The sequence below is a fragment of the Rothia sp. SCPM-O-B-18226 (M350) genome (genome assembly GCF_058213595.1).
The window spans coordinates 666,228-689,652 of sequence record NZ_JBYQJS010000001.1 but is presented as its reverse complement, the minus strand read 5'-3'; the positions used below and the strand labels follow the sequence as shown (position 1 = coordinate 689,652).

The 23,425-nt window shown below is 68.1% G+C and carries 13 protein-coding genes; 5 read left to right on the top strand and 8 right to left on the bottom strand.

Annotated elements, in window-relative coordinates:
• Positions 1 to 51: 51 nt before the first annotated feature.
• Positions 52 to 693 (bottom strand): M48 metallopeptidase family protein, encoded by a 642-nt coding sequence (locus AC3E6W_RS02960; protein ID WP_490652278.1) that lies wholly within the window; start codon positions 691 to 693, stop codon positions 52 to 54.
• Positions 677 to 2,626, bottom strand: a complete 1,950-nt coding sequence (locus AC3E6W_RS02955; protein ID WP_049343938.1) for an ATP-dependent helicase — start codon at positions 2,624 to 2,626, stop codon at positions 677 to 679. Before AC3E6W_RS02955 ends, AC3E6W_RS02960 begins: the two co-directional genes overlap by 17 nt.
• A gap of 421 nt (positions 2,627 to 3,047) precedes the next feature.
• Between AC3E6W_RS02955 and AC3E6W_RS02950 the strand changes: the two genes are divergently transcribed.
• Entirely contained in the window at positions 3,048 to 4,052 is a 1,005-nt protein-coding gene (locus AC3E6W_RS02950; RefSeq protein ID WP_049346680.1) for a phosphotransferase, read from the top strand.
• A 949-nt stretch (positions 4,053 to 5,001) separates the two neighbouring features.
• On the opposite strand, the gene AC3E6W_RS02945 is transcribed toward AC3E6W_RS02950, so the two are convergent.
• Positions 5,002 to 9,585 carry an ATP-dependent helicase gene (locus tag AC3E6W_RS02945; protein ID WP_490652277.1) on the bottom strand — a complete coding sequence of 1,528 codons (4,584 nt, stop codon included), beginning with the start codon at positions 9,583 to 9,585 and terminating at the stop codon, positions 5,002 to 5,004.
• A gap of 174 nt (positions 9,586 to 9,759) precedes the next feature.
• Positions 9,760 to 13,578 (bottom strand): PD-(D/E)XK nuclease family protein, encoded by a 3,819-nt coding sequence (locus tag AC3E6W_RS02940; RefSeq protein ID WP_490652276.1) that lies wholly within the window; start codon positions 13,576 to 13,578, stop codon positions 9,760 to 9,762.
• Positions 13,579 to 13,772: 194 nt separating this feature from the next.
• Here AC3E6W_RS02940 and AC3E6W_RS02935 point away from each other — a divergent pair, with 194 nt between their 5' ends.
• From AC3E6W_RS02935 to AC3E6W_RS02920, 4 genes are all read left to right on the top strand, one after another.
• Positions 13,773 to 14,468: a 3'-5' exonuclease gene (locus AC3E6W_RS02935; RefSeq protein WP_313967636.1), complete on the top strand. Its 696-nt coding sequence runs from the start codon at positions 13,773 to 13,775 to the stop codon at positions 14,466 to 14,468.
• Between the two features lie 105 nt (positions 14,469 to 14,573).
• Entirely contained in the window at positions 14,574 to 15,953 is a 1,380-nt protein-coding gene (locus AC3E6W_RS02930) for a threonine/serine exporter family protein (RefSeq protein ID WP_314416896.1), read from the top strand.
• A gap of 239 nt (positions 15,954 to 16,192) precedes the next feature.
• Positions 16,193 to 17,542, top strand: a complete 1,350-nt coding sequence (gene hemL / locus AC3E6W_RS02925) for a glutamate-1-semialdehyde 2,1-aminomutase (protein ID WP_490652275.1) — start codon at positions 16,193 to 16,195, stop codon at positions 17,540 to 17,542.
• 29 nt (positions 17,543 to 17,571) lie between these two features.
• Entirely contained in the window at positions 17,572 to 18,750 is a 1,179-nt protein-coding gene (locus AC3E6W_RS02920) for a sugar dehydrogenase (RefSeq protein WP_490652274.1), read from the top strand.
• A gap of 80 nt (positions 18,751 to 18,830) precedes the next feature.
• Here AC3E6W_RS02920 and hemB read toward each other — a convergent pair whose 3' ends face one another.
• From hemB to AC3E6W_RS02900, 4 genes are read right to left on the bottom strand one after another with little or no spacing between them, the layout of a single operon-like run.
• Entirely contained in the window at positions 18,831 to 19,832 is a 1,002-nt protein-coding gene (gene hemB / locus AC3E6W_RS02915) for a porphobilinogen synthase (RefSeq protein WP_490652273.1), read from the bottom strand.
• Between the two features lie 38 nt (positions 19,833 to 19,870).
• On the bottom strand, positions 19,871 to 20,830 hold the full coding sequence (locus AC3E6W_RS02910; protein WP_490652272.1) for a uroporphyrinogen-III synthase: 960 nt from the start codon (positions 20,828 to 20,830) through the stop codon (positions 19,871 to 19,873).
• Between the two features lie 2 nt (positions 20,831 to 20,832).
• Entirely contained in the window at positions 20,833 to 21,960 is a 1,128-nt protein-coding gene (locus AC3E6W_RS02905) for a hydroxymethylbilane synthase (protein ID WP_049343921.1), read from the bottom strand.
• A 12-nt stretch (positions 21,961 to 21,972) separates the two neighbouring features.
• On the bottom strand, positions 21,973 to 23,301 hold the full coding sequence (locus AC3E6W_RS02900) for a ferrochelatase (protein WP_490652400.1): 1,329 nt from the start codon (positions 23,299 to 23,301) through the stop codon (positions 21,973 to 21,975).
• Positions 23,302 to 23,425: the final 124 nt, after the last annotated feature.

The window sequence follows — 23,425 nt, the reverse complement described above, 5'->3', positions numbered from 1 at the left end:
CCGGCTGGTTCTGCCGGTTTGGTTTTTGCTAATTAGTTTTCGGAAAGAGCCTTAGTCGGCGCTGTTTTCGCCGTACTCGCCGCGTTCGCCACGCTCACTCTCGGCCCGCGAGCGCCCCATCGCGTACCCGTCCAGGAAGGCGCGGGCACGCTCCAGCTGCGGGTAGCGGGCCTCCAGGGTGCGGAAGGAGCGCGAATGATTCGGCTGCAGCAGATGGCACAGCTCGTGGTGCACCACCGAATCCAGCGCGTACTCCGGAACCCCCTGCAACTCCGAGGAGATGCGAATCTGCGCGGTCGCGTAGGTCGCCGAACCCCAGCGCTGACGCTGGTTGCTCACCCAGCGAATCGAGAGCCGTTTGAACTGCTCGGTGCCCTCCAGCTCCGGCAGGTAGGCGCGCACCAGCAGGCTGGCCCGCTCGTGCAGGTACTCGTCGGTGACATTCAGCTGCGCAGCGTGCTCACGGCGGGCGGCGCGACGCTGAATACGCGGCAGCAGGCGGGCGATATGCTCGTCTATCTCCTCGCTCGTGCTCGCGGCGGGAATGAGCAGGCGGTACGCGGGGTTGCCGTGCTCGTCCACGCCGTCGCGCTGCATGCTGATGGTGCGGGTGCGGCGGGCCGAGCGGACCAGCTCAATCTGCGGGCAATCCGCCGTGGCCGGCAGAATCTCTCGTTTAAAACGCTGAGCCATAGTCCTCTCCCTTCTGGTGACGGCCCTGCGAGCGGTTCCCGTACGAGTGGTTCCCGCGCGCGCCGCGGGCCGCTCCTCCGTAGCCGCTCGAGTAGCCGCTTGCGGCGGGGCGGCGGCGCTTGGCCGGGTCAATGTCGTCCAGGAAACGCGAGCGCTTCCGCTGACCTCTGCCGCCCACGGTGCGGGTCATGGTCCAGGTCAGCCACAGGTACTTGCGGGCGCGCGTGATGCCCACGTACAGCAGGCGGCGCTCCTCGTCCACCTCATCCGGGGTGGTCGCGAAGGTGATGGGCATCAGGCCCTCGTTGAGGCCGCACAGGAACACGGCATCCCACTCCAGGCCCTTGGCCGCGTGCAGGGAGGCGAGGGTTACGCCGTTCATCTGCGGGGCCTCGTTGAACTCGCTACGGTGGTTCAGGGTCGCCACGACCTCGTGCATGGTCAGCGGCAGCGGCTCGGGCACACCAGGGCGCGGGTTGGCGCGGTGCTCTTTCAGCTGCTCCTGACGGTTCTGCGCCATCATGTCGACCATGTGCACGAGTGCGGCGAGGGATTCCCACTTCTGGCGGGTGGCGCCTCCCGAGAGGGGGCCCTCCTCCTTGTAGCCGAGGCCGCCGAGCACGTCGCGGGTGTAGCGGGTGACGTCTTCGGTGCCGTCGGTGGACTTCGCCGAACCGCGCAGGGCGAGCATGGCCTGCTTGACCTCGGGGCGTTCGAAGAAGCGCTCCGCACCGCGCAGCTGGTACGGGATGTGGGCGGCAGACAGTGCCGACTCAATCGCCGCCGATTGGGCGTTCGTGCGGAAGAGCACCGCGATCTCGGCGGGGGCCACCCCCTCCTTGTCGATGAGGTCGCGGATATCCTCGGCGATGCCGGCGGCTTCCTGCTCGTCATCCGCGTAGCCGAACCACTCCACGTCCACGCCGGGGCCGCGCTGAGACATCAGTTCCAGCGGCGGTGCCCAAGAGTGCGGGCTCGAATCGGGGTGCGGGCGGCGGGCGGCCAGCAGGCGGTTCGCGAGCTCCACCACCTGCGAGTGGGAGCGGTAGTCGCGGGTCAGCTTGACCGTGTGCGCCCCGCGGTAGCGTCGCGGGAACTCCAGCAGGTAGCGGCTGGTCGCGCCGGTGAAGGAGTAAATCGTCTGGGAGGCGTCGCCCACCACGCAGATGTCGTCGCGGCCGCCCAGCCACACGTCCAGCAGGCGCTGCTGCAGCGGGGAGACGTCCTGGTACTCGTCCACCACGAAGTGGCGGTACTGCTGGCGCACGGTCGCAGCGAGCTTCTCGTCCTCCTCGAGCATGGCGATGGTCAGCAGCAGCACGTCCTCAAAGTCGATGAGGTTACGCTCGTCCTTGAGATCTTCGTAGGCCTGGAAGATGCGCTGCATGTTCTGCGGGGTAATCGCCGAAGGCAGCTGCTTCTCGCTCAGGCGCTGCATGAGGGTGTCGGGGGTGAGCAGCTGAACCTTCGCCCACTCAATCAGCGACGCCAAATCGCGCAGCAGGGAACGGTCCGTGCTGATGCGCAGACGGTTCGCGGCCTCGGTGATGAGCGCCGCCTTGTTCTGCACGATGGAGGGGAAGGTGCCGCCCACGACCTGCGGCCAGAAGTAGGTGAGCTGGCGCAGGGCCGCCGAGTGGAAGGTGCGCGCCTGCACGCCGAACGCGCCGAGCTGCTGAAGGCGGGTGCGCATCTCTTCGGCCGCGCGCAGGGTGAAGGTCAGGGCGAGCACGCGCGGGCCCTGGTAGCGGCCGATCGCGATGCCGTAGGCGATGCGGTGCGTAATCGCGCGGGTCTTGCCGGTGCCGGCACCGGCGAGCACGCGCATGGGCCCGTCGAGCTCGGTGGCGACCGCGCGCTGGTCGGGGTCGAGGCCCGCGAGGATATCGTCAGCGGAGAGTGCGTGCTGCGGCTGCGGGGGTAGTGCGGTCATCGTTCTCCATCGGGGCTCGGCGCGGTTGCTGGATTCTGCTGAATCTGTGCTGGTTCTGCGGGCTGGGCGTACGGGATGTACAGGGCGGGACCGGGAAGGTCGGCGCCGCTATTGCCCGGTCTTCCATTGTATTCCCTGCCGAACATCGCAGCCGTCCCGGGCGGATGCCCGTTCACCGCAAGCGCGCCCGTTCACCGAGAACCTGCCCCTTCGCTGCGCCCCTGCCCGCGGGAACCGCAGGGAACCGGCTGCGGCGGCTACTTGCAGGCGGCCGTGCGCGGACGGCGAAATGCGTGGTGATGCGTTCCCCCGGGATTCCACCCTCCGGCTGGCCGCGCATCACCCAAAACTTTCTTCACTAGTCAGCATAAACATACGGTGAAAGGCTCGGGGTGCTCACATGGTTTGGTAACCTTAACCCGTGACTTTATCTCCCCTTCAGCTTGCAGCCATCGTCTCTGCCGGAGTGCCCGGAATCTACCCCGTCGGCGCCGAGGCGGTCCGCGAAGATAGCGGCGACTTCGACTCGGCCATCATCGCCGACTCGGCCGGTCGCCGCTGGCGTGTGCGCGCCCCGCGCCGTCCCGATGCCAGCATGCGTCTGGAGGCCGAGCACCTCATCCTGCAGTCCTTCAGCCCCGGCCTGCGCGCCCGCCTGCCCTTCGCCGTGCCCACGGTCGCCGGCATCGTGCCGTACGCCGGCGGCAATGTTTTCGTGTACACGCACATTCCCGGCTCCGTCTACGACGTGGACCAGCTTGCCGAGCTGAGCCGCCGCGAGGTTGCTCAGGGGCGCCCCTCCCTGGCCGCGATTATCGCCAAGGATATTGCCACCCTGCACGTGATGCCCGAGGACATCATCTACGAAGCCGACCTGCCCTCCTACTCTTCGGAGCAGATTCGCCGCCGCAAGATTGCCGAGCTCGAGCGCGCCGCCGCTACCGGCAAGGTGCCCGCCGACCTGCTCGCGCACTGGCAGGCGGTCCTCTCCCCCGGCCCCATGTGGCAGTTCCGCCCACGCGTGGTGCACGGCGATATGGGGGCCGAGAACCTGGTGCTGGAGGTGACCCCCTCCGAGGCGCGCATCGTCGAGGTGACCGGCTGGTCCGACGTGCACGTGGGCGACCCCGCGCAGGACTTCGCGTGGCTGTACTCGTGCGAGGATATCGACTTCACCGACGAGGCCGTAGAGGTGTACCGTCAGCAGATGCCGCAGCTACCCGACGCCTATCTGGCGCAGCGCGCGAACTTCTACGCCGAGTTCGCGGTGGCCCAGTGGCTCACCCACACGGTCGAGACCGACGATAAGGACGGCGCGACCCACGCGGTGTCGATGCTCCTGGATATTCAGGACGATTTGCGTTCCTCGGGCGAGCTACTCGGTCAGGAGGACACTCCCCCGCTCATGAGCGGACCGCAAGACTAGCAGAGCTGGGCTCGTTACTGGGCAGCCCGTTATTGGACGGCGGCCGCATGAGCCCCTCAGTGAGCGCCGCCGAGCCGCCGAGCCCCCCTATTCTTTAAGATTTATGGCCCCCGGGAGCCTGCTTCGCGCAGACCCCCGGGGGCCATAAACGTACTAATGGAACGCTTTTCCGGAGGATTTAGGGCGTTCCCACCGAATTTTTTCAATGTATTTTCCAACACATTTTGAGCGCCGGTTCTGCATTTTTGTGCACGAAAAATTGCATTTAAGGGTGAGAGTTGAAGGTGTGATTCAGAAACAGAACACACCTCTTCGCGCAGAGTTTATTCATAAAATCCCACACAACCCAAACACCCAGAATAGGACTCCACAAGGCTTCAATTTCACCTTGAAACATGCTCAAAAACATGCATTTTGGGGCAATTATTTTACGCTTAGACTTTTTTGTCAAGTCCTGGAATACTTTTCCTGTGCCGTTCCACAGAGAACGAGCACAGCCCCCAAAAGCGCACTGACCAGTGCCGATACCGTGGCAGCGGTATCGAGGGGGAACGATTGGACGGGGACCGTGACCGGTCATGTCACGCCCCGAGCCGGATTCATGCACCGCGCAACCAATCACCGATGGCAGAATTCTATAGAGGTACTTTCGAGGTTGTGTTTGAGAGTAAAGACGCACGCGAACCCCACGGCACGCAGACGGCGTGAGTGAGGCCGCCACGGCGGCAGTTGTCTGCGGATGATCCGAGCGTGCGAGGGCACGAAGTACCTTTATAGTTCTTCAGCGGCTGAGAACGCCTCCCCGCCCTAATGCAGTAGGGCCGAGAGGCGTTTTCTGCTATTCACTTCGAGAGTGAGAAAAGCCCGGGCCGACCCCGCGATGGGGTCGGCCCGGGCTTTTGCGCATCCGCTTAGGCTATTGACGGCAGGGGCCGGGAAGCGCGAGCGCCTACCCCTCGCCCGCGCGGGCCTTGCGGATCACCGCGGCCAGCTGCGCCTCCGAAGGCAGGCCACCGCGAATCTGCTCGTCCCACACCTCCTCCACGCGCTTGCCCCCCAGGTAGACGAACACCGTGCTAATGCGCTCCGGGTCAACCCCCATGATGCGGGAGAACGCAATGCGGTACAGGCCCAGCTGGAAGCGGCGCGCTTGCATGTCCGCGGCCTTCGGGCGGCGGCCGGTCTTCCAATCCACCAGAATCCAGCGTTCGCCGTCCCCGTCCTCGGTGCGGAACACGGCGTCGATGCGGCCGCGCAGGCTCACGCCCTCCACGTGGGTCTCAACCGGGTACTCCACGGCCCAGATGCGTTCCTTCCATTCGGGAGAACCCCACTCGCTCGCCGCGAAGCGCTCCCAGAGCGAGCGCACGGAGGAATCCTGCTCGCTCTCCTCGGCGAGGGATAGCTCGTCGAAGAGGGCGTCTTGCGGAATATCCTCGGCGAACTCGAGGTGTTCCTCCCCCGCTACTTCCTCCGACGCTGTCCCTCCCGCCGGCTCGACCGCGCCGGGCAGGGTCACACCCAGCGTGTCCTCGGCCTCCGGGACCTCAAGCGGATCGGCGCTCGGCACCACACCGAAGTGCTCCTCGATGAGGGCGTGCACCTCCGTACCGATGGTCGCCGCACGCGAGGGACGCTGCGGCACCGGGCGCAACAGCTCGTGCACCGTGCCCTGCGGATCCTCGCTCAGGCGAATGAACGTGGAGGCCGAGAGGTGACCGGGCAGCTGCTCGGCCAGCACCGGCTCGGTGTGCTCGGCCAGCCGCATGAGCAAATCGGCCTCGCGCTCCCAATCCTGGGCGCGGCGGCGCAGGGCCTCGGGAACGGCCCCGGAGGGCTCGGGGGCGGCGAAATCCGCACCGGCAGCAAGCTGCGCCTCCAGCTCGGCGACCGCGTTTTCGACGGCCAGGGCGGCCCGTTCCACCGCCTCGCGGCGGCTCGTGGAGTTAATGGCAATCTCGCGGTTCAACTCTTCGTGACGTCCGTGGCGCAGAATCGCCTCGGTGCCCTCGTTCAGGTCCTCCTCGGAGCGCCAGCGCCAAATCACGGGGCGTTCCAGCGGGTCGAAGGGCCACATTGCGGTTAGCACCGCGCCCAGGTGCGGGTTTATCGTCTCGTAGGTTTTGGCTCTGAAACAGCCGCCCGCCACGACGGGCAGGGCCGCGGCCATCACGGGGGAATAGCCGGGGCGCGGAGGCTGGGAGGCGCGCTCCGCCTCCTCGGCGGCCAGCTCGTCCAGCCACTCGGGCGCGGGCAGATCCAGGCGCTCGCAGTTCTCCCGCACCGTGCGCACGCGCATCGGTAGCGGCGAGAGCTGTACCTCGCGCATCAGGGAGGGAATTATCGCCCCCGCCAGGGCCCAGGCGTAAGGGACCTCGCCCGCCTCGTCGGGGTCGGGCAGGCCCTCGGGAGTCAGCACCGTGCCCTGCGCCAGGGTCACCGGCTCCTTGAGGCGGTACCCCGTGTCGGCGATGAACTCAACCCAGGGGGTCACGTTATCGATCGGCTTCTTCTTGCCGTCGTCCGAGGGGTCGGCCACGACGAAGACCAGGCCCATGCCGACCAGCTGCGGGGCGGTCCAGGGGAACTCCACCGTGTCCTCGGCGTGCCGCCGGTAGGCCTCGGCCAGGGTCCACAGCAGCTCCATCCAGAAGGGCTGGACCGGCTGCGGGGTCTTCGCGGTGCTCTTCCAGCGGAAGGCGCTCACGGCCAGCAGGTTGCGGGCGCGGGTCATCGCCACGTACATGAGGCGGCGGTCCTCCATGCCCGCGTGCTCGCCGGCGTCCCCCTTGTGAGCCTTCAGGTATTCCTCGAGCTTCTTGGCCTCCTCGAACTCCGCGATTTCTTCGGGGCGTTCCAGGATTGAGGGCAGGTACTCGCTATCGCCGCGCAGGGGCCAGGGCAGGGCCACGTTGGCCGTGATCTGCCAGAGGTTCGGGGTCTGCGCGCCGCCAACGGTGCCGCACAGGCCCGGCAGGAAAACGCGGTCCCATTCCAGACCCTTGGAGGCGTGCATCGTCATCAGCTGAACGGCGTTCGGATCGGGGTCGATGGAGCCCAGCTCCAGGCCCTTCTCCTCGTCGTCCGCGCGTTCCAGCCAGGCGAGGAAGCCCATCACGTAGCTCACGCCGCCCGAGGAGAGCATAAAGCGGCGAGCGCCCGGCTCCCCCTCCTCCGCGCTCACGCCGTCGGCGCCCGCGTAAATCATGGCGTTGATGCGCGGGGCCGACATTCCGTAGGCGGCGGCCACCTCGTGGAAGGCGTCCAGGTTTACGCGCGCCACCAGCGGGTCGGTGCCCGGGCGGACCGCCAGCTCAATGTCCAGGAGCATGGTGCGTTCAATCTCGTAGAGCAGATTGCCCAGGTCGTCGCTCAGGCCCGCGCGGAGCACGCGCATCTGCTCGGCGAAGGCGCGCAGGCGCTCCAGGCCCGCCGCGGAGAAGCGGCGGCCACGGTAGTGCTCGCCGTAGAGGGGTTCGCCGTCCGGGCCGTCCTGCGGCAGGTTCTCGACCGCCTCGATGAGCGAAACGTACCCCGAGGAGTCGTCCACCGCGCCCTTGAGCACCTCGTCCAGCTGCTCCTGTGCAGCGCGCAGATGCTCGGCGGTCAGGCGGCCGCGGGTACCCCGGCCGGTACCCTCGGAGGGGCCGTCCTCTGCGTCCTCGACCTCTTCGGCCTGCTCGAGCAGGCGCAGGGCCATCTGCTCCCGCAGGGCCCGCTCACGCTCGCGAACCAGCGACTGCGCCCAATCCCCCAGCGCCAGCAGGTCGGCGCCGCCCAGGCGCCAGCGGGCACCCGTGAGCAGGCGGGCCAGCGCATCCGAACGGTTCGGGTCGGCCAGCACGCGCAGCGCCGAGACCAGGTCCACGACCTCCGGCTGAGAGAGCAGGCCGCCCAGGCCCACCTGCTGCACCGGAATGTTCAGGCGCTCGCACTCCTCGCGAATCGTGTCCAGCTGGCCGTGGGAGCGGGCCAGCACGGCGACCTCGGGCATCTTCAGGCGCGGACGCACCGAACCGTCGCCGCCGCGGTGCGCCGCGTAGGCCCGTTCGTACTCGCGCACGGCCTCGGCGCGCATCCCGGCAATCCGCTCGGCGATGCCCGCGGCCTCCGCGCGGTCGGAGTCGTAGTAGGTCATCTCCACGCGACCGGTCATCCCGGAGGCGGCCTCCTCGAAGGCGGGTGTGCCTTCCTCCCCGACCAGCACGCAGCGCGGGCGCAGGTCGGGCACCTGATTGGCACTGATATCGCCGCGCACCGCACGCACCCACTCGGGAACGTCCTTGAGCTTTTCGGCCACGTGGTTCGCCGCGTTCAGGATCGAGATATCGTTACGCCACGCCACGGACAGGAAGAGCGGCTGCGCGTGCGGGGTCGGGAAGTGACGGTAGAAGCTGAACATCTGGCCGTCGGAGGCGCCGCGGAAGCCGTAAATCGACTGCTTCGGGTCACCCACCGCCATCACGGGGTGCGCGGGAATACCGGCCGCCTCATCGGCTCCGTAAATCGAGGAGAACAGGCGCATCTGCGCGTGGGAGGTGTCCTGGAACTCGTCCAGCAGAACCACCTTGAAGCGGGCGCGCTCCCCCTCGCGAATCGCCGGGTCGCTCTCGGCGATGCGCGCGGCCAGGCGCATAAGGTCACCGAAGTCCAGCACCTGCATGCGCGCCTTCACGCGGGCGTAGCTCTGCGCCATCTGCGCGTACACCCGGCGGTTACGCAGGAGTCGCTGAACCTTCTGAATGTCCCGTTCTTTCTTGACGGGGCGGCGAGAATCGGGCACCGCGGCGTAGGCGGCCAGCTGCTCGGTGCAGAAGTCGATGACCTCCCGCGGCTCGCGCAGGTGCTCGGCGCACTCGTCGGAAAGCTGCAGCAGCTGGTTAATCATGGTGGCCGCCGAGAGGGGCACATCACCCTGATCCTGTGGCAGCTCACCCTCCCAGTACTGCACGATCTGCGCGGCCAGCTGCCACTTCTGCGCATCGCCGAGCATCTGCGCGTCCTGCTCCACGCCCAGGCGCAGGCCGTACTCCTTGACGAGGTTGTTCGCGTAGGAGTGGTAGGTCAGCACGGTCGGGTCCGCGATGCCGTTGCGCAGTTCCTCCTCGGTCGGTTCGAGTCGGCGGCTGCGGCGCAGGGTGTTCAGGCCGGCGCGCATGCGGTTGCGCAGCTCGGTGGCGGCCTTGCGGGTGAAGGTCACGCCGAGCACCTCTTCGGGGCGCACGAAGCCGTTGTCGACCAGCCAGATCACGCGGTCGACCATGGTCGCGGTCTTGCCCGAACCGGCACCGGCGATGACGAGGGTCGGGGCGGGGCCGGCCTCAATCATGCGGATCTGCTCGGGCGTGGGCTTCTTGCCCTCGGGGCCGTTGAGCATCGCGGCGATGTCGAGGGCGCTACGGTAGCCGCCCGCGGGGGTGGCTCCTGCGGGCAGGTCGGCCAGGAGCGTGCCGTCGGCGAATTGCCAGGTGTTGCGCTCGCACCACTGGGCGGGGGTGAGCGGCTGCCCGGAGGCGGTGGCGGGGTTGGTCATGGGTCCTCATCTTTCGTCGTTGAGGGTGAGTGAATGGTTCGGATTGTACGGGTGCACGACGCGGTTGCACGACGCAGGTGCGGAGCGCGAGCCGGGTAGACAGCCGGGCGCGCAGCCGGGTGGATGGTTCGCACGCACCCGGCTCGGGACCTTATCCACTAGGGCCGCGCCGCGTTAGGGCTGAGTCACCTGGCGGCCGCGGGTGCATATCGGGCAGAGCTCGGGCAGGCGGCACCCGTGCCCGTGGGTGCCCTCGCGGTGGCGGGTCTGCACCTGCGCACCGGCGATGAGCTCGGCGGCTCGTTGCACCAGGTCCACGGCCCATTCGTCGTCATCCTCCAGCGCGGGCTGAACCTGCAGGCGGGCCTTGCTGTCATCGTTCACGTCCGAGACGCCCAGCTGCATGAGTGCGGCACCGGCGGAACGCCCCGAGGAAGACTCGTAGGTCAGCTCCTGCGGACGCGCATCCGGAGCGGGTTCCCCGGACTCCGCCGCGGCGGCCTCGGCGCGGTACCGCTCGGCCAGCTGCTCGCCCGCGCCGGCCTCCACCGCAATCTGGTAGGCGGCAAGCTGCGGATGCGTCTCCATCTCCGAGCCGGTCGGCTTAGACTTACCGGTTTTCAGGTCAACAATGGCGTACCGGCGGGTGCCGTCTTCGGCCGGGGCGGTACCTTCGAGGCGGTCCACGCGGCCGGTGAGGAGCGCATCCAGCTCGCCAACTTCTCCCTGCGGGTCGAAGGGTACGGGCACGCGCACCGCGAAGGATCCTTCAACACCGAGGTTCTGCCAGCCGGCGTCGCCCATGTGCTGACGGTAGTAGTAGCTCAGGCGCAGAATCATGCGCTTGGCCCGCTCGTAGAGGGCGTAGGCCTCCCAGGGCACGCGCTCTCGGTACTCTTCGTCGCTCTCGTCCTCCCTTCGGGCGGGCACGCCCAGGGAGCCGATGCGCTCCTCCAGTGCGGTTTGGAGCTGTTCGAGGGTGCCGGTCGGGTACTCCTCGGCGATGGCGTGCACGAGGGTGCCCAGGGAGCGGGAGAGGTCGGTCTGGGCCTCGGCACGGGCGGCGGAAACCAGCCAGTCCAGCGGGGAGTTGTGGATGGTTTCCAGGCGCGAGGGCGAGAGCACGATGGTGCGTCGCCCCTCGTCGGCGCCATTTTCTGGCGATTCTTGGGCGGGGCGGGCGAAGAACGGCTCGGTGCTCGACAGCGGCAGCAGGCCCCACCACTGCTCGGGGGATGCACCGGGCGCCTGCACGCGGGCCAGGCGGGCCAGGGTGCGCGATGCGGCGTCGAAGCGGAAGGCCGCGGCCTCCGGGTTCAGGGCGGCTTCCGGGTTCTGGGCGTCCTCTGCGGTGTCGGGGGCCTCGGGGGCTGAAGCATCGGGCACGTGAGCTTCGGAGCCAGGCGAGCCGGCCGCGTTCTTCAGCTCGGCGTCCTCGGCGCTCATGGCGGTGAGCGCATCCTCCACGAGGGTGCGGCGCAGCTCCGCCACGAGCGAGCGCAGGGTGGCGGGGCGGCGCACGCGGGTGATGGGAACCTCGGGCGAGTCGTTCTCGGCGTCGGTGGGCACCACGAAGTCGAAGAACTCGCCGGGAGCCTCGTCCTCGTTGCGCACGGCGGTCAGCACCAGGCGGGTGCTGGCTCGAGTGGCGGCGACGGCGAACATGCGCAGCTCGTCGTGGCGGGTGTCGCGCACGCGTTCGGGGTAGCTGCGAATACGTGCGGGCGGCGCCGACTCCCCCTCTGCCGGGGTGGCCGGGTTAGCGGGGGCGGGGCGGCGCATCCTGGCGTCGCAGATGTCGACCAGGTCGCCGGTGCCCAGCAGGGAGCCGCGCACGGTGGTGTTGGGCCAGCTGCCTTCTTGCAGGCCGCATACATATACGGTGCGCCAGGACTGCCCTGCGGCCAGGGCGGGGGTGAGGATTTCCACCGCGTCCTGGCGTACGCCGCGGGCGGCCAGGGTGTCCATGGGTAGGTCCTGCGCGTCGATGAAGTCGAGGAACTGCTCGGCCCCGGCGCCACGCATCTGCTCGTCGAATCGGCTGGCGGCCTCGAAGAGACCAATCATGGCGTCGAGGTTTCGGTGGGCGGCGTCGGCTTCGGGGCCCGCGCCGCGCGACTGGGCGACCCAGGTTTTTTCGAGGCCGCTGGCTTCCCAGAGGGCCCAGAGCACCTCGGTGCTGGTGGAGTCGGGTCGGGCGAGGGCCTTGCGGCCCGCGGAGAGCACGGCGGCAATGCGGTGCACGGCGCGCCCTACGCCCTCGGCGGGCAGGGTTTCGGGATGTAGCAGTGCGCCCAGGAGCAGGTCGTCGCTGGGGCGGTGGCCGCCGGTCTGCAGTTCGACGGATCGTAGCTGCTGGCGGAGTCGTCGCACGTCCATGCTGGATGCGCCGCCGAGCCGGGAGGTGAGCAGGGTGATGGCGCTGTTCGCCCCGTTGAGGGGGTTGGAACGGTTTTCTTCGGCGATAACGTCGTCGAGGCTCTTGCGCATGATCTCTTCGGCCTCGTCGGGGCTCAGGGCCTCGTAGCCCGCGCCGGTGACGGCGGGGTTGAGGGCCTTCTCGCCGCGTTTGCGGGCGTAGACGAGCAGGCTGAGCGCGTCGAGGAAGGGGCGCACGGCGGGTTCGTCGCGCACGGGCACGAGGGCGGCGGAGGTGCGCGAGGGAATACCGCTGGCCGAGAGCACCCGGCGGATGCGCGCCACGTCCGCGCCGTTGCGCACGATGATGGCGCTCTCGCGGTAGGGGCGGTTGCCGTAGATGCGGTCTTCGAGCAGCAGCTGGGCGAGCAGGTTTGCCTCATCCTGGGCGCTGGAGAGCGCATACTTATACACTCCGGCGGGTGCGGTGCGGTAGTGCGCGGGGTCGAGAATCTTGCCGTCGGCCCCCAGGTGTAGCAGCGGTTCGTCGGCGGCGCCCCAGGTGAGAGCCTCGTCGGCGGGGGTGGTGTTGATGCGTCCGAAGGTTGCGGGGGTCTTCTGCCCGTTCTGCCCGTCTGTCTCGGCGGTGGGCACGTAGCGGCTGTAGCGCGGCAGGCGGCGGCGAATATCCGCCACGAGCGGCATCATGAGCGCCGGCAGGCGGTAGGAGGTGGTTAGGGTGCGTTCGGCCAGGTGCGGGAAGCTTTCGGGTAGCGTGCGCACCAGGTCGGGGCGTGCGCCGCGGAAGCCCTGGACGACGGCTTCGTCGCTGTAGGTCATGATGACTTCGGGCGCGGCGGCGAAGACGTCCGGGTATTCTGCGGCCAGCGCGGCGGCGTCTGCGGGCGGCTCTTCGGCGGCGATGAGGCGCAGCAGGCGGTAGGTGGAGGGGCTGAGCTCCTGCACGTCGTCGATGAGGATGAGGTCGTAGCGGCGGCGCTCTTCGGCGAGGAATTCGGGGTTGCGCAGTAGCAGCCGGCAGGCGTCGTTGATGAGCACGGCCGGGTCGTAGGCGTTTTTGGCGCGGAGGGCTCGCACGGCGCGGTACTCGGTGTGGAGCTGGGCGAGGGCGGCCCAGACGGGTCGGTTGTAGTCCCGGGCGAGGGCCTGGACGTCCTCGGCGGTGAGGTCGTATTCGGCCATGCGGTCGAAGAAGTCGCGGATTTCGTGGCGGAATCCGCGGGTGGGTAGGGCTTCGCGGAGGGAGTCGGGCCAGGCGGGGCCGGGTGCGATGCCTTCGGCGTGGTTGGCGAGCAGTTCGCCGATGATGACGTCTTGCTCGGGGCCGGAGAGGAGCTTGAGGTTGCCTTCGACGCCGGTGAGGAGTCCGCGGGTTTGGGCTCGTTTGAGCAGGTCGAAGGCGTATGCGGCCCATGCTCGGGTGGGTGCTACGGAGAGGCTGCGGTCGCTGGCGGCGGCGATGGTGTCTCGCATGCGGGTTGCGGCGGTGCGGGTGGGTGCGAGGATGAGCAGGCGGGCGGGGTCGTTCCCGTCGGAGAGGTAGCGCAGGGCGCGTTCGGTGAGGTGATGGGTCTTGCCGGTGCCGGGGATGCCGGTGAGCAGTTGAGTTGTCATGGCTTCAGTCTATCGGGTGGGCGGCGGGTCCGCCCCGCCGCCCGTCATTCGGGGCCGACTTCGGGCACTCCCCTCTCCCCGCTCCCCGGCTAAGACCCCACGGCGGCTCGCGCCCTCCCGCATCCGTATCTATACCGCGTGCGCGCGTGACGACCGGACGCGCGCCTTCTTCGCCGCTGGGTTAGTCTTAAACCATGACCTGGATGAACGGCCTGCGCGCCACCTTTGACCTTGAGACCACCGGTGTGGACGTCACCACCGCCCGCATCGTGACCGCCTCCCTGATCCTGCTGGACCCTCAGGGTAATGTGGTGCGCCGTGGCGAGTGGCTTGCCGACCCCGGCGTCGAAATTCCCGCCGGTGCCGCCGCCGTGCACGGCATCACCACCGAGTACGCGCGTGAGCACGGCCGGCCCGCCCGCGAGGTCGTGTGGGAGCTTGCCGGCGCAATCGGCGCGCTCAACCTCGACGGCGTGCCCATCATCGCGTTCAACGCCGCCTACGACTTCTCGGTGCTACACCACGAGATGCTGCGCTACGGCATCGCGAACGGCGAGCTGCCGCCCGGCGCGGTGCTCGACCCCTACGTTCTGCACAAGCACGTGATTCCCCGCAAGCGAGGCAAGCGCACCCTCGAGGTGCTGGCCGCCGAGTACGGCGTCTCCCTCGAGAACGCGCACACCTCCGCCGATGACGCCCTGGCGGCGGAGCGTCTGCTGGTGAAGCTGACCGAGCAGTTCCCCGAGGTCCTCAACGTGGATGCACGCCAGCTGCACGAGCAGCAGATTCAGTGGGCGGCCGAGCAGGCGGCGAGCTTCCAGGCGTGGTTGCGCACGCAGCCGGGCAAGGAATCCGAGGTCATCGACGGCCGCTGGCCCGTCCGCCGGTAAGGGGCGCCCCGCCGCTACCGCCGCCGCGGCATCTCGCCTATCCTAGTGAGGGACGTACACGAACCCCAGCCACTACACATACGACGGCGCGCCACGGAGTTTTTAATGGATCATCAGCCCAGCAACCCCTCAGAATCCGCAGAACAGTACTACGACACGAACACCCGAAGCATCTACCTAGGGTCGAGCCGCCTCGCCCACGAGCACCTGGTGGCGCAGTCGCAGGTGGTGCTCCGGCTGGGACGCATCCTGATGAAGTCGGGTGCGAGCGCGTACCGCATTAAGGCGTCCATGGCGCGCCTGGCGAAGGCTGTGGGTCTGAAGGAGCACCACGCGCAGGTGACCTTCACCGAGATTTCCACCTCCTCGTACACCGAGGGTAACTTCCGCACCGAAGTGGCCGAGCAGCGCACCATGGGCATTAACGCCCACAAGATCGATCAGCTGGGCAAGTTCATCTCCGAGCTGCCCGAACGCATCACCCCGGCGGAGGCGAACGCCGAGCTGGACCGCATCGATTCGGCTAAGCCGCTGTACACCCGCTGGATGCTGGCGCTGGCCTCCGCGGTGGCTTGTGCCGGGTTCGCGTTCCTGAACCGCGGCGGCCTGGTGGAGTGCTCGGTCGTGTTCCTCGCCGCCGGTGCCGGTCAGTTTTTGCGTTCGACCCTTCTCAAGCGCGGGGTGAGCCACCTGGCCACCTGGATGGCCTGCGGCTTCCTGGCGGCCGGCCTGTACATTGCGGTTGTCAATGTGCTGGTTGCGGCGGGTCTGGTTAGCCCGAACCACATGATTGGTTTCATTTCTTCGGTGCTGTTCCTGGTGCCGGGCTTCCCCATGGTGACGGGCATGCTCGACATTTCCCGTATGGACTTCCTCGCGGGTATTTCGCGTCTGACCTACGTGGGTTTGCTGCTGCTGAGCGCGTCTTTTGCGGTGTGGGTTTTGGGTTCGCTCTTCCACCTGCCGTTGGCTTCCCCGGCTCCTCTGAATCTGGACCCGACCCTGTATCTGCTCCTGCAGATTATCTCCTCGGGTGTTGCGGCGGCCGGCTTCGCGATGCTCTTCGCCGCCTCGCCGGTGGCCTGCGTGTGGGGTGGCGTGATTGCTGCGGTAGCGAACCCCGTCCGTATTCATATGGTGGAGGCGGGCATGCCCGCGCATATGGCCGCGACGATTGCCGTGTTTGGTGTGGGCATCCTGGCCGAGGTTGTGGCCCCGCTGCACCAGCGCAAGTACACCCGTATTTCCCTGTCGGTTCCGGCCGTGGTGACGATGGTTCCGGGTGTCCCGTTCTACCGTTCCATGTCGCATTTTGCCAGCGGTGACATGTACTCGGCGGCAACCGGTTTCGTGCAGTCCCTGCTCATCTTCATGGCGCTGGGTATGGGCCTGGCCTTCGTGCGTCTGCTATTCGATAAGAACTGGCTGTTCGATCAGGACACGCAGGTGCTGAACCGCCTGGATACCGACCGCCACCTGCGCTAACCCGCCGCGTTTCCCCCCCCCCCGCGACCCAGCTGCGTTTCCCAGCCCGTTACCCCGCCCGTCCGGAGTGTTTTGTCGTCACCTTTCGGTACGTTCAGACGCTCGTCACCTGCGGTTTACCTGAAGCACCTATGATGGTTAGGGTACGGGACGTTAGCGGCGCGAGGGCTCTGCCGCCCGGCACGCCTCGTCCCCTGTAATTCTTGAATTCGCCGTCTCGTTTGAAAGGCACCGATACGATGACTCTCTCCCCCACCCACCCGCTACACCACGAAGCCAGCGAGAAGCTATTCGAGCGTTCCCGCGCGGTGATTCCCGGCGGCGTGAACTCCCCGGTGCGCGCCTTCAACTCCGTGGGCGGCACCCCCGCCTTCGCCGCGAAGGCTAAGGGCCCCTACCTGTACGACGCGGACGGCAACGAGTACGTTGACCTGGTCTGCTCGTGGGGCCCGTCGATTCTGGGCCACGCGCACCCGCAGGTCGTGGAGGCCGTTCAGCAGGCCGCCGCGCGCGGCCTGTCCTTCGGTGCGGCGAGCGCCCCCGAGGCGGAGCTGGCCGAGCTGGTCATCAACCGCATTAACGCCGCGATTCCCGGCGCGATTGAGCAGGTGCGTATGGTGTCCACGGGTACCGAGGCGACCATGACCGCGATTCGCCTGGCCCGCGGCGTGACCGGCCGCGACAAGATTATTAAGTTTGCCGGCTGCTACCACGGCCACGTGGATGCGCTGCTCTCCGAGGCCGGTTCGGGCGTGGCAACCCTGGCGCTGCCGGGTTCTGCTGGCGTGACTGCCGCGACCGCCGCGGAGACCATTGTTCTGCCCTATAACGACCTGGACGCCGTGCGCGAGGCCTTCGAAACCCACGAGGGTCAGATTGCCGCCGTCATCACCGAGGCGGCCCCCTGCAACATGGGCGTGGTCGCCCCCGAACCCGGCTTCAACCGCGGCCTGCACGAGATTGCCCACGCCAACGGCGCGCTCGTCATCTTTGACGAGGTGCTGACCGGTTTCCGCGTCTCCTCTGCCGGTTACTGGGGCTACGCCGCCCCCGAGGACGGCGGCTGGGTTCCCGATATTTTCACCTTCGGCAAGGTCATCGGCGGCGGCATGCCCATCGCGGCCCTGGCCGGTAAGCGCCGCATCATGGAGTACCTGGCCCCGGTCGGCCCGGTCTACCAGGCCGGCACCCTCTCGGGTAACCCGCTGTCGGTGGCCGCCGGCATTGAGACCCTGACCCGGGCCGACGAAGAGGTCTACAAGACCCTGGACGCCCGCAGCGCCCAACTGCGCCGAGCCCTGACCGAGGCGTTCACCGCCGCCGGTGTGGACCACTCCATCCAGAACGCCGGCAACCTCTTCTCGGTGGCGTTTGGCACCTCCAAGAAGGGCGTGCACAACTACGCGGATGTCAAGGCCTCGGCCACCGACCGTTACACCGCGTTCTTCCACTCGATGCTGGAGTCCGGCGTGTACCTGCCGCCGAGCGCGTTCGAGGCCTGGTTCGTTTCTGCCGCCCACAATGATGAGGCGATGGACCGCATCATCTCGGCTCTTCCGGCTGCCGCAGCTGCTGCCGCATCCGCCTAGACGCGAGCGAATAGAGAGAGGAGAAACCCATGGATTTGTCTGCCTTGGGAATTCCCCTGGAGCCGGTGCGTGACGTCTGGCTGATTGCCTTCATGGCGTACACCTTCGCCTGCCTGCTGGTGGATATCGCCTACCCGGTGAATATTCCCGCCGCCAAGGCGCGGGAGCTTTTCGTGGCGGTCAAGGGGGATCCCGTTGAGGCCGCGAGAATCCGCCTCGAGGATATGGCCGCGAGCGGTTTGCCGCTCTCTTCGGCCCAGAAGGGCTCGGTGACGAAGCGGGCAAAGAAGCAGCTGGAGAGCATCCCCGGCAGTAGCATCGTGGGCGGCTGGTTGCACGTACTGATGTATGCGTGGGCGTGGGTCGTGATGGTGTCCATCTTTACGCTGTACTGGGACATCGCCTACGACGGCATCCTGCTACCGGCGCTAATCCTGCCGTTCCTCATGGTGTACGCGGGTGCCCGCTGGGGCCGCCGCAGCTGGCGTACGGCCCGCGGCTTCAGCGCCGATGAGCGCACGCTGGGCATGCCCCGCATCTACTCCGCGACCCTGGGTCGGCTGAGCGCGCCGTTCCGCGTGAAGGGTGCGGTTCCCGGCATCGGCCCGATTCGTCTGGACCGCGTTGGGTTCTGGATTCTGCAGTTCCTGGCGGCTCAGGCCCTGCTGTACTTCCTGTACTCGCTCTCGGGGCTCGAGATGGAGGATATCGCCCTCCCCTACGTTGGCCACACCTCGATGCTCCTGGGAGTCGGCGCGGTAATCTCGCTCCTGACGGCGTGGGCGCAGGTACGCAGCTATATTCTGTTCAACCCCGATTCCTTCGTGACCGGCCGCGTGCTGCTGCCGGCGAAGACCCGCGAGTACTCGACGCTCCGGGCGTTCCGAGTGCTCCCGAATAACCCGGACGCGATTAAGACGGACGCGAAGGATCCCGCGCAGTGGAAGGTGGAGGTGATGCTCCCCAACGGCAGCAAGCGCACCTTCCCGCTGAAGGACCCGAATATTGACTGCCTGATTGCGCAGCTCGCGTTCAAGCTGGAGCAGGGGGATTGGGCTCGGCTCGATTCCCCCGCCGACCGCGAGAAGCTGGCCGGGTACTTCCTGGACGGCCGCGCGATTTGCACGACCCTGGGTCACATCCCCGCGGGTAAGCACGCGGAGGAGGCGGCGCGCCGCGCATCCTTCCAGAAGGCGCAGTACAAGTAAACCGATAGCCGTATAACACTAAAGAAGCCACATGCTGTTCACACAGCATGTGGCTTCTCCGCGTTCAAAGAGGGAGGGATTTAGGCGTCCAGCTCGCGGAGCCAGCGGGCCGCCTCAGTACCGTAGTAGGTCAGGATGACGTCCGCACCGGCGCGGTGAATCGAACGCAGCGACTCCAGCACCACGGCCTTACGGTTAATCCAGCCGTTCGCGGCGGCCGCCTCAATCATCGCGTACTCGCCCGACACCTGGTAAGCGGCCACGGGCACCGGCGAAAATTCCGCCACCTCGCGCACAATATCCAGGTAGCTACCGGCAGGCTTCACCATGACCATGTCGGCGCCCTCCTCCAGGTCAGCGCGCACCTCCAGCAGCGACTCGCGGCGGTTGGCCGGGTCCTGCTGGTAGGTCTTACGGTCACCCTTGAACGTCGACTCCACCGCGTCGCGGAACGGGCCGAAGAACGCCGAAGCGTACTTTGCCGAGTAAGCCATAATCGACACGTCCTCGAAACCGGCCTCGTCCAGGGCTGCGCGCATGGCCGCAATCTGGCCGTCCATCATGCCCGAGGGCGAGACGGTGTGCGCACCCGCGCGGGCCTGCGAAACCGCCATCTTGCAGTACAGCTCCACGGTCTCGTCGTTATCCACCACGAGGGTGCCGTGGCCGTCATCGACCAGCACGCCGCAGTGACCGTGGCTCGTGAACTCGTCCAGGCAGGTGTCGGCCATGACCACCAGGTCGTCGCCGAACTCCTCACGGCACACGGCAATCGCGCGGTTCAGAATGCCCTGCGGATCCCAGGCGGTCGAGCCGACCTCGTCCTTATCCTCGTCGCGGGGAATACCGAACAGGTCAATGCAGCGGATACCCGCCTCGTAGGCCTCGCGCACGGCGGGGATGATGCTCTCCAGGGTGTGCTGGTACTGGCCGGGCATGGAGCGAATCGGCTGCTTCTCGTCAATGCCGTCGCGCACGAAGAACACCTGAATCAACTGCGAGGGGCGCAGGGTGGTCTCGGCGACGAGGGAGCGCATGGCTGCGGTGGTGCGCAGGCGGCGGGGACGGCGGGTGAGGTTCATGATCTCTCCTGAAAATTCTTACGAAATAATGTGAAGTCTTAGATGAGGGATACTGCGGCGCGCGCCAAATCCCTCGGGGAGGGTGAATCGGCCTGCACGTGGCGCAGGTTGAGGGCGCGGCAGGCGGATGCGGTGGTCGCCCCAATCGCCACCACCGGCGGCACGGATTCGGGTCCTAGTGCGGGCGCGCCGTCGAGTAGGGCGTGCAGGCGGGAGGGGGCGGTCGCCACGATTACGTCCGGGTTGGGGGCGTCTGCGCCCCGCAGGAGGGCGCGGGCGGCACTGAGGCTCAGCTCGCCGGGCTCCACCCGCTCGGCCGGCACCATGTCGTAGAGCACGCGCGCGGTCACCGACCAGCCCAGGTTTTTGAGGCCCTCGCGCAGGGTCGGGCGGGCGTTGGAACCCTCCAGAACCAGCACGGTGGCGGGTTCGGTTGAAGCGGGCTCGGATGAGACAGCCCCGGCCGCGGGCCCTTCGAGCTCCGCGAGCATGCCGGCGGCGCTCTGAACGCTCGGCTGAAAGTCCGCGTCCAGCCCGAGCTGGGCGCGCACGGCGCGGGCGGTTGCCGCACCCACGCAGGCGATGCGCGCTCCCCCGGCGTGAACCGCGCGGGCGAAGTCCTCACCCCAGAGCTCGGCGCAGGCGCGCACGGTGTGTGCGCTCGTGAAGCTCACCCAGGCGTAGACCCCGGATTCCAGGAGCGCGGGAATACCGCGCAACTCCTCGGTGGCGGGCACGGTGCGTGCCTGCTGCAGGGGCGCGAAGAGCACGCGAGGGGCCGCGGGTTTCCGCAGGCGGTCCTGCGAGGGGTCCCGCGGGCCCTCCCCGTTGTCACCTTCGCGGGTCTCTTCGCTGGTGCTTTCGCGAGCGGACGGTTTAGCGGCCCGCTCAGCCTCCCACTCCTCGGCGAGGGCGCGCGCGAAGGTCGCACCCTGGGCCGCCGAGCGGGTCAGCAGAACCGTGGCACCCCGTTCGGCGGGGCGTTGCTCCTCGTCCATGGCTACTTGACGTCCAGACCGGCCAGGGCGGCGGCACCCATCTGCAGCAGGTCCTCGGCCACGCGCACGCCCAGACGCTCGGCGCCGGGCACATCCAGCTCGGAGGTCGCGGAGGTGTGACGCAGCAGGTCGGTGCCGTCCGGGGAGGCCACCACCGCGCTGAGCACCAGGTCGCCCTCAACGATCTCGGCGAAAGCGCCGATGGGGGCGGCGCATCCGGCCTCCAGGCGGCGCAGCAGGGCGCGCTCGGCGCTGACGGCCAGGCGCGTCTCGTAGTGGTTCGCGGCAATCAGCGCGCGGCCCAGGGAGCGGGTCGGCCGGGCCAGCTCGGCGTCGTCGAGCACGGCCGGATCGGGGTTGCCGAACTCGCTCTCGCGCACCTCCAGGGCCAGGGCGCCCTGGCCGGGGGCCGGCAGCATGCGGCTGGGGTCCAGGTACTCGGTAATCAGGTGTTCCTTGCCCAGGCGCTTGAGGCCGGAGACGGCCAGCACCACGGCGTCGCAATCGCCAAGGCGTTCGGTGCCCACGCCGCGGTCGGCGTGCTCGTCGGTCTCGGCATTCTGGCGAAGGACGACCTGCTTGCCGGAGTGCTCCTCGAGGCCCTTCACGCGGCCGATGCGGGTGCCCACGTTACCGCGGATATCCACGATCTCGAGGTCGGGTCGCAGGGCCCGCAGCTGGGCGGCTCGGCGCGGCGAGCCGGTGCCCACGCGGGAGCCCTCCGGCAGGGTGTCGACGGTGAGGCCGTCGCGGGCCACGAGGGCGTCGCGCGGGTCCTCACGCTTGAGGGTTGCGGCGACGACCAGGCCGGGGCAGGGCGCGGAGGGCAGGTCCTTCAGGGAATGAACGGCCATGTCCACGCGCTGCTCGGCGGGGGCGTCGGCACCGTCCAGCAGGCGCTGGCGCAGGGCGGCGGCGAACACACCGGTGCCGCCCAGGGTGGCCAGCGGGCCGGTGAGCACGTCGCCCTCGGTCTTGACGGTGCGCAGCTCGAAGCTCACGCTTTCGGCGGGCTCACCGCCCGGCTGGTGCTTGGCGTAAAGCTCGGTGACGGATTCGGCCGCCAGACGGCTCTGGGTGAGCGCGAGCGCGGAGCCTCGGGTGCCCAGAATGTACTCGCTGTGGCTCATTTCTCTCCTGCTCTAGTCCTCTTCGGACCGGTCGGTGCATCCGGTGCAATATTCGGCGACGACGGGTTTCTCCGCGCCACGGCCCGGCTTGCAGCAGCCGGGTTCGCACTCGTCGAACCAGCCGTACTGGCCGCTCGCACTCGGGGCACACACGCTCTCGCGGCCGAGGCGCAGGTCGGCGGGAACGCCGTTCTCCACGCGCTCCTCAATGAGGCGGCGCAGCGACTCCACGTACGCCGGATGCGTACCGGGGGTCGGGGTGCGCACGGCCACCACGCCCAGGCGCTCACAGGTGTCCAGAGCCTCGGTGTCGAGGTCCCACTTCACCTCCATGTGGTCGGAGACGAAGCCGAGGGGCACCAGCACGACGCCCTCCACGGGGGCCTCGCCGTCCTCGCCGGGGTTGGCGGGGGTGGGCAGCGCCTCCAGCGCGTCGTTGACGTCCGGTTCCAGCCAGGGCATGGACGGCGGGCCGGAGCGGGACTGGTACACCAGCTCCCACTCGACGTTCTGCAGAAGCTGCGGGGCCTCATCGCGCACAAGCGAAAGCACGGCGCGGGCGACCTGCAGGTGCTTCTCCACGTAGGCGGAGCCGCCCTCGTAGTTCACCCCGCGCGGGCCAGCCTCGTTCGCGGCAGAGGTGGGCACCGAGTGGGTGCAGAACATGATGCGCAGGCGCGGGTTCAGCGAACCGCTATCGCGTGCGGCAAGCTGCTCACGCACCGTTGCCAGACCGTCCTTCAGCCCGTCAGCGAAGGCGCGGGCGAAGCCGGGCACGTCGAAGAACTGGCGAATCTTGCCCACGTGCATGCGGCCCTCCAGGCCGAGCTGCTGCAGCGCGATACCGTAGTCCTCGCGGTACTGGCGGCAGCTCGAGTAACCCGGGTAGGCGCTGGTGGCCAGCACCAGCACGTTGCGGTGGCCGTTCTCGTAGGCCTCGGCGAGCACGTCCTTCACGTAGGGCTTCCAGTTGCGGTTCGCCCAGGTAATCGGGATGTGCGGGCCGCGCTCGGCCAGCGCCTGCTGCAGCGCGGCGAGCAGGGCGCGGTTCTGCTCGTTAATCGGCGAGACACCGCCGTTGGCGCGGTAGTGGGTGGCGACCTCTTCGAGGCGCTCGTCCGGGATGCCGCGGCCGGCGGTCACATTGCGCAGGAAGGGGATGACGTCCTCCTGACCCTCGGGGCCACCGAAGGAGGAGAGAATCACCAGGTCGTAAGGTCGGGGTTCCTCGGCGCGAACGCGGATGATGGTCCGCTCGCTGCGGTACTCCCCCAGGGTCTGCTCGGTCAACCGCGCCGGGCCGTTGGAGGCCGTGTTGGCGGGGTCGGTGCGGTTGGGGATGACGTCATCGGGCAGGAGGGAACCGTTCAGGGTGCCCTCGCCCGAGGGGTTTGTGTGTGCGGGGGCGAAACGCGCGGGACGCGCCGCCACCCCGGCCACGCCGGCGGCGGAGGACGCAACCGAG

Bases quoted from the DNA above. Each gene is read 5' to 3' on its own strand.
- AC3E6W_RS02945 (WP_490652277.1), bottom strand. From the start codon at position 9,585: ATGACCAACCCCGCCACCGCCTCCGGGCAGCCGCTCACCCCCGCCCAG.
- AC3E6W_RS02910 (WP_490652272.1), bottom strand. From the start codon at position 20,830: ATGGACGAGGAGCAACGCCCCGCCGAACGGGGTGCCACGGTTCTGCTG.
- AC3E6W_RS02960 (WP_490652278.1), bottom strand. From the start codon at position 693: ATGGCTCAGCGTTTTAAACGAGAGATTCTGCCGGCCACGGCGGATTGC.
- AC3E6W_RS02930 (WP_314416896.1), top strand. From the start codon at position 14,574: ATGGATCATCAGCCCAGCAACCCCTCAGAATCCGCAGAACAGTACTAC.
- AC3E6W_RS02905 (WP_049343921.1), bottom strand. From the start codon at position 21,960: ATGAGCCACAGCGAGTACATTCTGGGCACCCGAGGCTCCGCGCTCGCG.
- hemL (WP_490652275.1), top strand. From the start codon at position 16,193: ATGACTCTCTCCCCCACCCACCCGCTACACCACGAAGCCAGCGAGAAG.
- AC3E6W_RS02955 (WP_049343938.1), bottom strand. From the start codon at position 2,626: ATGACCGCACTACCCCCGCAGCCGCAGCACGCACTCTCCGCTGACGAT.
- AC3E6W_RS02920 (WP_490652274.1), top strand. From the start codon at position 17,572: ATGGATTTGTCTGCCTTGGGAATTCCCCTGGAGCCGGTGCGTGACGTC.
- AC3E6W_RS02940 (WP_490652276.1), bottom strand. From the start codon at position 13,578: ATGACAACTCAACTGCTCACCGGCATCCCCGGCACCGGCAAGACCCAT.
- hemB (WP_490652273.1), bottom strand. From the start codon at position 19,832: ATGAACCTCACCCGCCGTCCCCGCCGCCTGCGCACCACCGCAGCCATG.
- AC3E6W_RS02935 (WP_313967636.1), top strand. From the start codon at position 13,773: ATGACCTGGATGAACGGCCTGCGCGCCACCTTTGACCTTGAGACCACC.